The following is a 12,734-nucleotide window of genomic DNA, read 5'->3' as shown; positions in this document are numbered from 1 at the left end:
GGATGCTATGGTATGGAACCAATGATGGGAGGCAAGTGACCGAATGACAAGCAAGAAAGCTCTAAAACCGGCCGTCGCGGTGTTTGCAACGGGGGCTTTGTGCGCCACGATGGCGATTGCCCCGTTCTCGTCTGCGGTTCCGCAGGCGCAAGCCAATACATACAGCAATCTGGTGAATGCCCAGAATAAGAAGGCTGCCAGCTCTCAGCGTGAAGCCCAGTTGCGTTCACAGCTTTCCGGTGTGAAGTCTGATTTGGCCGACAAGATCGTCGAGCTGGATGAATTGACAAATACGAAAATTCCTGCAGCTCAAGCTGCAGTCGATGAGGCAAATGCTACTGCCGCTTCGGCACAGAGTGAAGCTGATGCTGCGGCTTCCCGTTTGGAGGCCGCGCAAAAAGATAAGGAAAACCTCGAAGCGCAGATCGAACAGACCGGCAAGGATTATGATGACGCGCATGCGGCCGTGGCACAGATGGCTCGTGAAGACCTGCATGGTTCCGATGCATCCACTGTGATGAGCGTGGTGACAGGTTCCACGAGCACTCAGGAATTCATTAATTCCATGCAGTCTCGTGATGCGTTGAGCCGTACCGAAGCCAATGCGGCAAGTGATGCGGCGAATACGTTGAATACGTCGATGAACCGCAGCGAGCGTCTTTCTGCAATCGAGAAGCAGATCGCCAATCTGAAAACCGCAGCTGACGAAAAAGCCGCTTCCGCACAGCAGGCTGCTGCTTCCGCACAGACCCAGCGCGACTCGCTTGACCAGTTGCGTGCAGAAGGCGAAACCCGCCGTGCCGAATTGGAGAGCCAACAGTCGCAGCTGAACGGCAGCGTGGCCAAACAGGCGGCGCAAACGGTTATGTTGCAGTCACAGGTCGATTCCTTCAACCGCCAGTATGCAGCCGAGCAGGCCGCAGCAGCTAATCAAAACAATGGTGGCAATCAAGGGCAGACCCGGCCAGGCAACAACAATACCAATAGTGGCGGCAACAATGTGACGCCTGCTCCCACGCCCACGCCTACGCCTACTCCTACGCCTGCTCCCGCGCCGAGTACCAATAACAATTCCGGTCAGGGAACCTCCAATGGCGATTACGGCAATGGCTACGTGGCCGGCCAGTGCACGTGGTGGGCGTACGAACGTCGTAGACAGATGGGTATCGGAACCCCCTCGTACTTGGGTAACGGTGGCCAGTGGTACGCTACCGCACCGTCGTATGGTCTTCGCGTGGATCATAGCCCGCAGGTCGGTGCGGCAATCTCCTTCCTGCCCGGTCAGGCTGGTGCCGATGGCTTCTACGGTCATGTGGGTGTGGTGGAAGCGGTGAATGGCAACACCATCACCATTTCCGAAATGAACGCGGCTGGTGGCCCATATGTGGTGTCGTACCGCACACTGTACAACGCGTCCCAGTTCTGGTATGTGCACTGATTCATCAAGGAGCGTTTGAGCTTTCCTTGAGCGTTGTGTCGCGGGAGCGCGCCGCCTGAATCGTTGGGCGGCGCGCTCCCGTGATATTGTCGATTGTTGCGTTGCAGAACACTTCTTTGAAGAACCGGAAAGGAGGTCCGACATGGCCAAGGAGCAAGGCGTGAAGCCGATTGCGCAAAACAAGAAGGCACGCCACGACTATGCCATTGAAGACAAGTATGAAGCCGGTCTGGTGTTGACCGGCACTGAGGTGAAGTCGCTTCGAGAAGGCCGCGCATCGCTGGCCGAATCGTTCATTACCATCGACCGTCGCGGTGAAATGTGGCTTGAGGGAGCCAATATTCCCGAATATCTCAACGGAACGTGGAACAATCATGCCCCTAAGCGCAAGCGTAAGCTGTTGCTTCACGCGGCGCAGATCGACAAGCTGGCTCGTCAAAGCCAAGCCAAGGGTTTCACCATCATTCCGCTGAGCCTGTATTTCAAAGACGGTCGAGTCAAGGCGGAAATCGCATTGGCACGAGGCAAGAAGGAATTCGACAAGCGTCAGGCATTGCGCGAGGAGCAAGACAAGCGTGAGGCCTTGCGTGCCATGCGATATGCCAACAAGCAGGTGCGATAAGTGGTAACCGGAAAATTTCCGGTTTCACATACTGATATACAGCGGTGGCCGTAATCTTTTTGTAGCTTGCCCTCTCTAGTGTATGGTTCAGATTCGGTCGAATAGACCGAGCGAGACATAGGAGAAGGATATGGAAGCGAAGAAAAGTCTGAAGACGGTTGCCGCGTGTGCGCTGAGCGTTGCGATGCTGTTTGCTGGAGCGGCATGCGGCACCAGTGATGGAAGCGACGATGCGGCTTCGTCCGATAGCGGTTCGAAATCGAGCGAACTGACGGGTTATGACGTTTCGTCGGTGCAGAAAGACGATGACATCGCCAAACTGTTGCCCGATTATGTGACGAAGGACGGCAAGCTCACCATCGGCATGGACACGTCGTACGCTCCCGCCGAATTCCTTGCGGAGGACGGCAAGACCCCGGTCGGCTTCGATGTCGATATCGCCAAGGCTTTGGCGCAGGTGTTCGGCCTTGAAGCGGATCCGGAAACCGCGAATTTCGATTCGATCATTCCATCGGTCGGATCCAAGTACGATATCGGCATTTCGTCGTTCACCGTGACCAAGGAACGTTTGGAAGCGGTTGATTTCGTAAGCCATTTTGATGTCGGATCGGCATGGGCCGTGAAGAAGGGCAATCCGAACAAGATCGACACGTCCGATCTGTGCGGCAAGAAGGTGGCCGTGCAGACCGCCACCATGCAGGAGACCGAAGCGAACAAGATAGCCAAGCAATGCGAGGCCGACGGCAAGGATAAGCTTGAAGTGATCTCCAGCAAGCTGCAGACCGATGTGACCACGAACGTTGTCACCGGCAAGGCCGACGTGTTCTATGCCGATTCGCCGGTTGCGGGCTATGCCATTGCGCAAACCGATGGACAGCTGGAAATGCTGGGCAAGGTCGAAGGCGTCGCTCCGGAAGGCATCGTCATCAAAAAAGGCGACAGCCAGATGGATGAGGCCGTACAGAAGGCCGTGCAGAAGCTCATCGACGACGGTACGTATCTGAAGATCCTTAAGTATTGGGGTGTCGAGGACGGTGCCATCGAAACGTCGGAAATCAATACGCCGGGTGCCGAATAATTCCATGATTGAACCGTCCACGGATCAGACGGTTCAATGATCGCATGACTGGCGACGTGCTGGGAACAAAGCGGGTTTTGATCATATTGTGATATGGCAAAACCCGCTTTTTCGTAAGGAAAAACGGCATATCGAATAGAGTTTGCGTACTATTAACGTGGCCGTAGTAATCGTTTTCTATGGTGCCTGCAGAACTTCGGTTCGGCCGTATTCATACGGTTGGGAATGAAGAGAGGATCCGCGATGGCTTTCAATAATCTGAGGAAACTCGCTGTTTTTGCACTAAGCGCCGCCATGATCGTTTCGTTGGGTGCGTGCGGCACATCGGAAAAGTCCGATTCCGCGGCTTCCAGTGATTCTGAGTCGTCGTCGAACACCACCGGTTATGACGTTTCCGGCGTGACGAAGGATGACGATATAGCCGCGATGCTGCCGGAATCAGTCACCAAGGACGGCAAGCTCACCGTCGGCATGGACACGTCGTACGCTCCCGCCGAATTCCTTGCGGAGAATGGCAAGACTCCGGTCGGCTTCGATGTTGATATCGCGAAGGCGGTGCAGGCCGCACTGCAGAAGCTCATGGATGATGGTACGTATATGAAGATCCTCAAGCATTGGGGCGTGGAGAACGGAGCGATCGACAAAGCCGAAATCAATCCGACTGACCTCGGCTGAACGATCAAACGTAAGGCAGACATCGCACACGGCGATACTGTGACGCCGATATGACGGAAGGCATGCGGGTCAAATCCGCGTGTCTTCCGTTTTCGTATATGGATCTTCCGTGATTCGACGGAGCTACATTGCGCGATTCTTGGCTGATACGTAAGGGTTGCGCAATGTAACGTACATGTAGCATTGCGCTCTTATCGTGCCTATTTGAGATACTGAGGTTCTCTGCAACCGAATGGCGTTGAGATTTTCGGTATGGCAATGAAGAGATAAGAAGAAGGATATGCGTACCATGTCTTTGAAGATCAAGTCCGTTGTGGCGCTTGCGCTGAGTGCGGCGATGTTGTTTTCCACTGCCGCTTGCGGCACCTCCGAGGCGTCCAATTCCGGCGATTCGTCTGATTCGTCGAACGCTACCACCGGTTACGATGTCAGCACCATTAAAAAAGATGACGAGCTGGCCAAGCTGGTTTCGTCCGGCGATTTGGTGAAGGAAGGCGAGCTTTCCGCCGGTATGGAGCTTTCGTACGCTCCGGCTGAATTCTATGCCGAAGACGGCAAGACTCCGGTCGGCTATGATATCGACATGACCAAGGCCATCGCCAAGACGCTTGGTTTGAAGCCAAACATCGTGTCTTCCATGTTCGACACCATCATTCCTTCCATTGGCTCCAAGTATGATCTGGGCATCACCGCCATGACCATCACCGAAGAGCGTATGCAGTCCGTGGATTTTGTGAGCTACTACCGTGCAGGTTCCACGTGGGCCGTGAAGAAGGGAAATCCGAAGAAGCTCGACACTTCCGACATGTGTGGCGCGAAGATCGCGGTGCAGACCGGCACCGTGCAGGAAGAGGAAGCCAACACCATCGCCAAAGGATGCGAGGCCGATAACAAGGCCGAAGTGATGTCGTACAAGCGTCAGGCCGAAGCGGCCACCGCAGTGGCTACGGGTAAGGCCGATGCGTTCTATGCCGATTCGCCGGTCGCCGGCTATGCCATCTCCCAGACCGACGGACAGCTTGAAGCCTTGGGTGACGTCGAAGGTGTGGCCAAGCAGGGCATCGCTGTCAAGAAGGGCAACACCCAGCTTGCTGAAGCCGTGCAGAAGGCCGTACAGAAGCTGATGGACGATGGTACGTATATGAAGATCCTCAAGCATTGGGGTGTGGAATCCGGCGCTCTCGACAAGGCTGAGATCAACCCGACCGATCTCGACTGATTTCATCCCCACTATTTACATCAACAACGAAGGAACTGAAGCATCATGGCGAAGAAACAAATCGACGGCGACGGCCTCGATATTCCGAATCGCATCAAGGCGCTGCCGGTTAAGCGTACGGGCCCGATTGTGGCGGCGGTCATCGTCGCTCTGCTCGCCGCCATGCTGCTGCAGGGCCTGATTACCAATCCGCGTTTCGAATGGAATGTGGTCTGGAAGTACCTGTTCAACGAGAATGTGCTCGAAGGCATCAAATACACGCTGCTGCTGACGGTCATCTCCATGGGCATCGCCATTATTCTGGCAGTGATTCTGGCCGTAATGCGCAAGTCCATCAATCCGGTGCTGCGTGGCGTGAGCTGGTTCTACATTTGGTTCTTCCGTGGCACCCCTGTGTATACGCAGCTGGTGTTCTGGGGTCTGTTCGCCGTGTTGGTGCCTCGCATCGGCGTGGGTATTCCGTTCACTTCCATTGAATTCTGGAGCATTGACTCGCAGTCCGTCATTACCGCGTTTAACGCGGCATGGCTGGGTCTCGCATTGAACGAAGCGGCATATCTGGCTGAAATCGTGCGTGCGGGTCTTGAAGCCGTCGATCCGGGCCAGACCGAAGCGGCCAAGGCACTGGGCATGAAGCGTTCCATGATCATGCGTCGTGTGGTGCTTCCTCAGGCCATGCGCATCATCATTCCGCCGACCGGCAACGAGTTCATCGGCATGTTGAAGACCACTTCGCTGGTCAACGCCGTGCCGTTCACGCTGGAACTGCAGTTCGCCACCACCGCAATCGCAACCCGACTGTACAAGCCGATTCCGCTGCTGATCGTGGCCTGCATCTGGTATTTGGTGATCACCTCCATTCTGATGGTGCTGCAGTCTCGCCTGGAGAAGCATTTCGGCAAGGGCTTCGATGCGCGACCGGCCGGCGCGCGCGGCAAGCAGCCGCCGCTGCCGGGCAAAACCGAAGGCGAACCGAAAGACGATATCGCCAAGCAGAACGAGGCAACGTTCGCGGGCATGACCGCGTGAGGGGAGTGAGCAATGACTGAACCAACCACCAACGGTGTTGTTCCCGCAGTGAAGGCCACGCAGGTGCATAAGGCTTTCGGTAGCCTGCACGTGCTCAAGGGCGTCGATATGACGGTTATGCCCGGCTCGGTGACGGTGATTCTGGGACCTTCCGGTTCCGGAAAATCCACGTTCCTGCGTTTGATCAACCAGTTGGAAACGCTGACCGGCGGCGAAATCGACGTCGACGGCGAAATGATCGGCTACAAGTACGTCGACAAGGACGGCAAGCAGGTGCTGCAGACCCTGAACGACAAGGAAGTGGCCGAGCAGCGTTCCAAACTGGGCATGGTATTCCAGAGGTTCAACCTGTTCCCGCACATGACGGCGCTCGAAAATGTGATGGAAGCGCCAGTCCACGTCAAGCACATGGATAAAAAGGAAGCCCGCAAGCTTGCCATCGAAGAGCTGAATCGCGTGGGCATGGGCGATCGCCTCGATCACTATCCGGCACAGCTTTCCGGTGGCCAGCAGCAGCGCGTGGCCATCGCCCGTGCGCTTGCCATGAAGCCGGAAATCATGCTGTTCGACGAGCCGACTTCCGCACTCGATCCGGAATTGGTGGGCGAAGTGCTGAACGTCATGCTGTCTTTGGCGAAAGAAGGCATGACCATGGTGGTTGTCACCCACGAAATAGGCTTCGCGCGCGAAGTCGCCGATCAGATCGTATTCATGGACGGCGGTGTTGTTGTGGAACAGGGCGGTCCTGAAATCATCGACAATCCGCAGGAACCACGATTCAAGGACTTCCTGCAGCACGTGCTGTAAATCGCCGCAAGCATAATCGTAAGAATCAGACACCTCTTCGTCGTAAGGATTGCGATCAAGGGAATGGCTGAGAAAATCCCCATGTTGAAAACTGTCAGCATGGGGATTTTTGTGTTCATATATCAAAGGTTCAGCGCGATGAGACGGTTTCGTTTCGAAAATGACACCATTACCCGATAAGCTGAGGTGTTATGTGTGGAATCGTAGGATATGCAGGAAATGTGGAAACCGCGTGCGGCAAGCCGTTGGAAGTGTGCCTCCAAGGCCTCCAGCGTTTGGAATACCGTGGATATGATTCGGCCGGTGTGGCGCTGACCGCGCCCGGCATGGATCATGTGGAAGTGCGTAAGAAGGCGGGGCGTCTCGCCAATCTAATCGAAGACGTGGAACGCAATCCAATGCCGATGGCCACCGTGGGCATCGGCCACACCCGTTGGGCCACCAACGGCGTGCCGAATGACATCAACGCGCATCCGCATACTTCGCGTGACGGCAAGGTCGCCATCATTCATAATGGCATCATCGAAAACGCCTCTCAGCTGCGTCTTGATCTGCAGACGGAAGGTTACCGTTTCTCATCGGAAACCGATACGGAGGTCGCGGCGAAACTGCTAGGCAAAATCAGCGAGAAAATCGTTGAGGAAACCGGCAAGCCTGATCTGTTCAAGGCCGTGCGACGCTTGGCGCGCATGCTGGAAGGCGCGTTCACGATTCTCGCCACCGACTGCCGTCAGCCGGGTATCGTGGTCGGTGCTCGCCATGATTCGCCGCTGGTGGTTGGTCTTGGCGAAGGTGAGAATTTTCTCGGTTCCGATGTGGCCGCGTTCGTCGCCTACACGAAGCGTGCCATGGAAATCGACCAGGATCAGGCCGTGATGGTGTCCGCCGATAAGGTTGTGGTGTCTGATTTCATGGGCAACATCGTGGCCGATCCGAAGACCTATACCGTGGATTGGGATGCTTCCGCGGCCGAAAAGGGCGGTTGGGACTCCTTCATGGACAAGGAGATCCACGAAGGGCCGGCGGCGGTGCAGCGCACGCTGTTGGGACGTCTTGGCAAGGACGGCAATCTCAATCTTGACGAGGTTCGCATCGACGAGCATGATTTCAAGGCGATCGACAAGATTATTGTCATCGCCTGCGGTACCGCCGCCTACGCGGGCATGGTGGCCAAATACGCCATCGAGCATTGGGTGCGTATTCCGGTGGAAGTGGAGCTTGCCCACGAATTCCGTTATCGTGATCCGATTCTCACCCCGCGCACGTTGGTGGTGGCCATTTCGCAGTCCGGTGAAACCATGGACACGCTGATGGCATTGCGTCACGCGCGTGAGCAGGGTTCGAAGGTGCTGGCCATCTGCAACACGCAGGGCGCGTCCATTCCGCGTGAATCCGACGCGGTGCTGTACACGCACGCTGGTCCGGAAGTGGCGGTCGCCTCCACCAAGGCGTTCGTGGCGCAGATTACTGCCGCCTACGTGCTTGGCTTGTATTTGGCGCAGGTCAAGGGCGCGATGTTCCGCGACGAGATCGCGCAGGCGTTGGATTCCCTCAAAGACATGCCTCGCAAGATCCAGTGGGTTCTTGATACGCAGACCAAGACCGTGCATGATGCTGCCGCGCAGATGGTCGATGCGAAGTCCTTCCTGTTCCTGGGCCGTCATGTCGGCTACCCGGTCGCGATGGAAGGCGCGTTGAAATTGAAGGAAATCGCCTACACCTTCACCGAAGGTTTTGCGGCCGGCGAGCTCAAGCACGGTCCGATCGCATTGGTGGACGAAGGCGAACCGGTAGTGTTCATTGTGCCGCCGGCACGTGGCCGCAATGTGCTGCACGCCAAGGTTATTTCCGGTATCGAAGAGGTCAAGGCCCGTGGCGCGTACATTATCGCCGTGGCCGAAGAGAACGACCCCGATGTTGAACGCTATGCGGACGTGGTGTTCTGGCGTCCGGCCTGCCCGACGCTGATGAGCCCGCTGGTGGACGTGGTGCCGCTGCAGCTATTCGCCATGGACATGGCCAAGCTGAAGAATTATGACGTTGACAAGCCTCGTAATCTCGCCAAGTCCGTCACCGTGGAGTAATCGTTCATACGATGCGCCAACAGCGTCAGCAGAAGAGGCATCGTTACGTTCTTGAAGAACCTCGCATTCCGTTCGAATGTGAGGTTCTTTACGAGAACGGTGCGATTATCGTGGTTGACAAACCGCATTTTCTCGCCACCACACCGCGCGGCATGTGGTATCGCGAAACCGCGTTGATTCGACTTCGGGAACAGTATGGCGAACCTGATATTGTTCCCGCGCACCGTTTGGACCGACTTACCGCAGGCATCGTCGTATTTGTGCGCAAACCGGAATTGCGCGGCGCTTACCAAATGCTGTTCCAGAATCGCAAAACCATCAAAACCTATGAATGTTTGGCGCCGCTTGCCCCCGATCGGCATCCGCAATATGGAACAATCGTAAGAATCGACAGGCATCAACCCTTTCCGGCAATCCGAGCATCGCATATTTGCAAGGATCGCGGGCGACTTCAGGCGTACGAAATTCCGGAAACCATCAATGCGCAAACGTTGATTGAGCGGGGGAGCACGGTACGTTGCATCGACGGCAAGGCATATGTGAATTACGTGCTGCACCCGAAAACCGGCAAAACGCATCAGTTGCGTGTGCATATGAATTCGTTGGGATTGCCGATTTTGGGCGATGATTTCTACCCGAATATTGTGCAGCGTTCTTACGATGATTTCTCGCAGCCGTTGGAATTAGTGGCTCGTGAGTTACGCTTCGACGATCCGGTGACGGGAGAGCCTCGTACATTCGTTTCGAAAGTGCCGCTTAGCTGATTAACAGTCTGATCAGCAGGTATTGCTCGCTGAATCAAGATATATAAAAACTGTCCATCGCTGTACTCATATTTGCTCGCTTCGCTATGGCGTGTTGAAGTTGCGCGTCCCTATAATTGGACACTTTACATTTCGTGTTATCGAGCGTGATTAGGATGTGCTCTTGTTGTGCTGGCTGGCAAAGGCAAGCCGGCTGGAAAGAACGAGAGAGAATATGAACCATATTTCAAAAGCGCTTCGTGGCGTTGCCGACAAATATAACGGCGTATCACTGATTATTCGCATTATCGTCGGTCTTATCGCAGGTACCGCACTGGCATTGGTTGTTCCGCATATGATGTGGATCGGCGAATTCGGCACCCTGTTCGTAAGCGCATTGAAGGCCGTCGCTCCGATTCTGGTGTTTGTGCTGGTGGCAAGCGCTTTGGCTCAAGGCAATTCCAAGCTTGACGGCCGTTTCGGCACGGTGCTTTTCCTGTATCTGTTCACCACGTTCCTGTCCGCCGTCGTGGCGGTGCTGACGTCTCGCATGTTCCCACAGACCATATCGTTGGGCGATGCCGCTGACGCTGATGTGGTGCCGCAGGGCTTGAGCGAGGTTGTGCAGACGTTGCTGACCAATATCGTGGCCAATCCGATTCAGGCCATGATCGACGGCAACTACATCTGCATTCTGATGTGGGCTTGCCTGTTCGGTCTTGCCATGAAGGGTATTGCCAATGAAAGCTCCAAGGCGTTCCTTGCCAATGTGGCCGATGGCGTGTCTCAGGTGATTCGTTGGGTCATCAATCTCGCCCCGTTTGGCATTATGGGCTTGGTGTTCACCAGCGTTTCCGAAAACGGCTTGGCGGCCTTCACCGAGTACGGTAGCCTCCTGCTCCTGCTCGTCGGCACCATGCTGCTGATGGTGCTCGTGTTCGGCCCGCTGGTCATTTTCCTGTACCTGCATCGCAACCCGTATCCGCTGGTGTACCGCTGCTTCAAGGAATCCGGCCTGACCGCATTCTTCACGCGTTCTTCTGCTGCGAACATTCCGGTCAACATGCAGCTGTGCGAGAAGCTTGGTCTTGATAAAGACATGTATTCCGTGTCCATTCCGTTGGGCGCAACCATCAACATGAACGGTGCCGCCATCACCATCACCATCATGGCCATGGCCGCCGCCAATACGATGGGCATTCAGATTTCGTTGCCGGCCGCCATTCTGCTGTCTGTGGTGTCGGCGCTCGGCGCATGCGGCGCTTCCGGTGTGGCCGGTGGCTCGCTGCTGCTTATTCCAATGGCCTGCTCGCTGTTCGGCATCAGCAATGACATCGCCATGCAGGTGGTGGGCGTTGGCTTCATCATCGGCGTCATCCAGGATTCCGTGGAGACCTGTCTGAATTCCGCTTCCGACGTGGAGTTTGCGGCAACCGCCGAATATCATGCTTGGCTCAAGCAGGGCCGTCAGCTTCCGGCGTTCATGTATTCCAAGAAGGAACGTCAGCAGCTCGGCATCGAAGCCTGATTTCACCCGATTTCAGCTTTTCGTTCAATCTAGAAGGCGTCTCTCCCACGTGGTTCACCCACGCTGGAGAGGCGCTTTTCGTATTGGCTGATTTGATTGATTGCGTTGATTAAAGTTGCGAGATATTGCGATTAGTCGAGTTCCGCCACGGATCCGCGGTCGATGAATTCGGGGGTGATAAGTTTCTTGATTCCAGAAGGCACTTTTTTGCCATTGCATTGTTGCTCGATCATGGAAAAAGCCTCTTTTCCCACAGTTCTGAGCTTGAGCCGTATGGTGGTCAGTTCAAGACGGGGCACAACGCCGCGGAGTGAATCGTCCACACCGATGATGCTGACATCTTCGGGAACGCGCTTTCCTGCTGTCCTCAGGCCAAGCATGGCACCGTATGCCATTTGATCGTTGCCTGCGAAAATTGCGGTGCAATCCTTTTCGTGAGCCAAGGCCAATCCGGCTTGGTAGCCGCTATCTGCTTCCCAGTCGCCATAATACATGGGTGGTGTGGGAATGCCGACTTGCGCTAATGCGTCGCGCCACCCTCTGATGCGGCTCTGTGCTGCGCGTGAAACGGTGGGGCCTGCGATGTGGTACACAGTTTTATGCCCCTTCGATAGGAAAAAGTCCACGGCTGCAGTGGCGCAACCATACGAGTCCGAATCGATGGTGGGGCAGTGGTTTGCCGGTTCCTTGCAAATAAGCACTACAGGTAGGTTGTCGGATGGCTTGAACTGGTTGAAGTCGGTGAAATCGCGTTCCATAATCACGATTGCACCATCGAGGGGGAGGCCTTCCACAAGTTTCAGTGCGCCGGCGAGTGACTGATCCTGCAGGTTATCCAAGGGGCGAATGGTGATGGAATAGCCGCTATTCGCGGCCGCTGTAGTGATGCCTTCGAGGATACGTGAGTTCCCGTAGGCCGACATATGCGAAAGCAGTACACCAACATTGTTGAAATGTCCGCTTTTCAAAGCACGTGCCGCATAATTCGGCCTGTATCCGAGATGCTCCATGGCTGCCTCGACCTTAAGTTTCGTCGCTGGGCGTACGGCATCGCTCCCATTAGCCACTCGGGAAACGGTCTGCGGTGAAACCCCTGCTTCCCTAGCGACGTCTTGCAGCGAGACTGAGTTGCGTGCCATGTGTATCTACCTTCCGAACGAAAATGCGTACTGTGCTTAATTTTACATGCTTACTTCTGTATTGTTTTCGTCACCATGCAATTTGTTCGATGAAGTGAATATGTGGTCTAGGATGTGCGAAAAGTAGACACTTTTGGAATATGGTGTTATTATGGTAACGCAAACATTTGGAAGGAGCTGTTTTACGGGGGTGTAAATTGCCCTGTGAAATGGTATTGCCTCGAAGGAGAGGAATGATGTCAGCAACGGAAGTTGTTGCCAATATGCCACTGCATTCGGCAACCGTGCGTGTCAATAAACACAAGGCGGATTGGCGTGGTTGGAAGTTCATGTGGCCGTTCGCGTTGGTGTTCGTGTTCGTGTTCGTGATCC

General features: G+C 55.3%; 11 protein-coding genes and 1 pseudogene. 11 read left to right on the top strand and 1 reads right to left on the bottom strand.

The window, feature by feature from the left end; all coding sequences use genetic code 11:
- The first annotated feature begins 43 nt into the window (after positions 1–43).
- From KSY55_RS00055 to sstT, 10 genes are all read left to right on the top strand, one after another.
- Positions 44–1,438 carry a CHAP domain-containing protein gene (locus KSY55_RS00055; RefSeq protein WP_117501929.1) on the top strand — a complete coding sequence of 465 codons (1,395 nt, stop codon included), beginning with the start codon at positions 44–46 and terminating at the stop codon, positions 1,436–1,438.
- A gap of 142 nt (positions 1,439–1,580) precedes the next feature.
- Positions 1,581–2,060: an SsrA-binding protein SmpB gene (gene smpB / locus KSY55_RS00050; RefSeq protein ID WP_004219704.1), complete on the top strand. Its 480-nt coding sequence runs from the start codon at positions 1,581–1,583 to the stop codon at positions 2,058–2,060.
- Between the two features lie 130 nt (positions 2,061–2,190).
- Positions 2,191–3,138, top strand: coding sequence for an ABC transporter substrate-binding protein (locus KSY55_RS00045; protein WP_217749401.1), 948 nt, complete (start codon positions 2,191–2,193; stop codon positions 3,136–3,138).
- A 243-nt stretch (positions 3,139–3,381) separates the two neighbouring features.
- Entirely contained in the window at positions 3,382–3,813 is a 432-nt protein-coding gene (locus KSY55_RS00040) for a transporter substrate-binding domain-containing protein (protein ID WP_164519349.1), read from the top strand.
- Between the two features lie 289 nt (positions 3,814–4,102).
- On the top strand, positions 4,103–5,032 hold the full coding sequence (locus KSY55_RS00035) for an ABC transporter substrate-binding protein (RefSeq protein WP_117660005.1): 930 nt from the start codon (positions 4,103–4,105) through the stop codon (positions 5,030–5,032).
- A 45-nt stretch (positions 5,033–5,077) separates the two neighbouring features.
- The gene (locus KSY55_RS00030; RefSeq protein WP_065434879.1) at positions 5,078–6,061 is read left to right on the top strand and encodes an amino acid ABC transporter permease; all 984 of its coding nucleotides are present in this window, start codon (positions 5,078–5,080) and stop codon (positions 6,059–6,061) included.
- Between the two features lie 12 nt (positions 6,062–6,073).
- Positions 6,074–6,868, top strand: a complete 795-nt coding sequence (locus KSY55_RS00025; RefSeq protein ID WP_004219687.1) for an amino acid ABC transporter ATP-binding protein — start codon at positions 6,074–6,076, stop codon at positions 6,866–6,868.
- A gap of 191 nt (positions 6,869–7,059) precedes the next feature.
- Positions 7,060–8,952, top strand: a complete 1,893-nt coding sequence (gene glmS, locus KSY55_RS00020) for a glutamine--fructose-6-phosphate transaminase (isomerizing) (RefSeq protein WP_004219686.1) — start codon at positions 7,060–7,062, stop codon at positions 8,950–8,952.
- An 11-nt stretch (positions 8,953–8,963) separates the two neighbouring features.
- The gene (locus KSY55_RS00015; RefSeq protein ID WP_217749400.1) at positions 8,964–9,716 is read left to right on the top strand and encodes a pseudouridine synthase; all 753 of its coding nucleotides are present in this window, start codon (positions 8,964–8,966) and stop codon (positions 9,714–9,716) included.
- Between the two features lie 214 nt (positions 9,717–9,930).
- Complete coding sequence (gene sstT, locus KSY55_RS00010) at positions 9,931–11,223, top strand: serine/threonine transporter SstT (protein WP_117611822.1); 1,293 nt, start codon at positions 9,931–9,933, stop codon at positions 11,221–11,223.
- Between the two features lie 131 nt (positions 11,224–11,354).
- Here sstT and KSY55_RS00005 read toward each other — a convergent pair whose 3' ends face one another.
- Positions 11,355–12,362 carry a LacI family DNA-binding transcriptional regulator gene (locus KSY55_RS00005; RefSeq protein ID WP_217749399.1) on the bottom strand — a complete coding sequence of 336 codons (1,008 nt, stop codon included), beginning with the start codon at positions 12,360–12,362 and terminating at the stop codon, positions 11,355–11,357.
- A 233-nt stretch (positions 12,363–12,595) separates the two neighbouring features.
- Here KSY55_RS00005 and KSY55_RS09040 point away from each other — a divergent pair.
- Positions 12,596–12,734, top strand: a pseudogene (locus KSY55_RS09040) (sugar ABC transporter permease); the annotation flags it as partial.

Origin of the sequence: Bifidobacterium sp. MSK.13.1, assembly GCF_019131435.1 — a bacterium.
Classification (GTDB): Bacteria; Actinomycetota; Actinomycetes; order Actinomycetales; family Bifidobacteriaceae; genus Bifidobacterium; species Bifidobacterium pseudocatenulatum.
Note: the sequence above shows the minus strand (reverse complement) of the source record. Positions and strands in the feature narration are given on the sequence as shown.

Excerpts from the sequence above, each read along its gene's own strand:
- KSY55_RS00055 (WP_117501929.1), top strand. The coding sequence starts at position 44 with ATGACAAGCAAGAAAGCTCTAAAACCGGCCGTCGCGGTGTTTGCAACG.
- smpB (WP_004219704.1), top strand. The coding sequence starts at position 1,581 with ATGGCCAAGGAGCAAGGCGTGAAGCCGATTGCGCAAAACAAGAAGGCA.
- KSY55_RS00045 (WP_217749401.1), top strand. The coding sequence starts at position 2,191 with ATGGAAGCGAAGAAAAGTCTGAAGACGGTTGCCGCGTGTGCGCTGAGC.
- KSY55_RS00040 (WP_164519349.1), top strand. The coding sequence starts at position 3,382 with ATGGCTTTCAATAATCTGAGGAAACTCGCTGTTTTTGCACTAAGCGCC.
- KSY55_RS00035 (WP_117660005.1), top strand. The coding sequence starts at position 4,103 with ATGTCTTTGAAGATCAAGTCCGTTGTGGCGCTTGCGCTGAGTGCGGCG.
- KSY55_RS00030 (WP_065434879.1), top strand. The coding sequence starts at position 5,078 with ATGGCGAAGAAACAAATCGACGGCGACGGCCTCGATATTCCGAATCGC.
- KSY55_RS00025 (WP_004219687.1), top strand. The coding sequence starts at position 6,074 with ATGACTGAACCAACCACCAACGGTGTTGTTCCCGCAGTGAAGGCCACG.
- glmS (WP_004219686.1), top strand. The coding sequence starts at position 7,060 with ATGTGTGGAATCGTAGGATATGCAGGAAATGTGGAAACCGCGTGCGGC.
- KSY55_RS00015 (WP_217749400.1), top strand. The coding sequence starts at position 8,964 with ATGCGCCAACAGCGTCAGCAGAAGAGGCATCGTTACGTTCTTGAAGAA.
- sstT (WP_117611822.1), top strand. The coding sequence starts at position 9,931 with ATGAACCATATTTCAAAAGCGCTTCGTGGCGTTGCCGACAAATATAAC.
- KSY55_RS00005 (WP_217749399.1), bottom strand. The coding sequence starts at position 12,362 with ATGGCACGCAACTCAGTCTCGCTGCAAGACGTCGCTAGGGAAGCAGGG.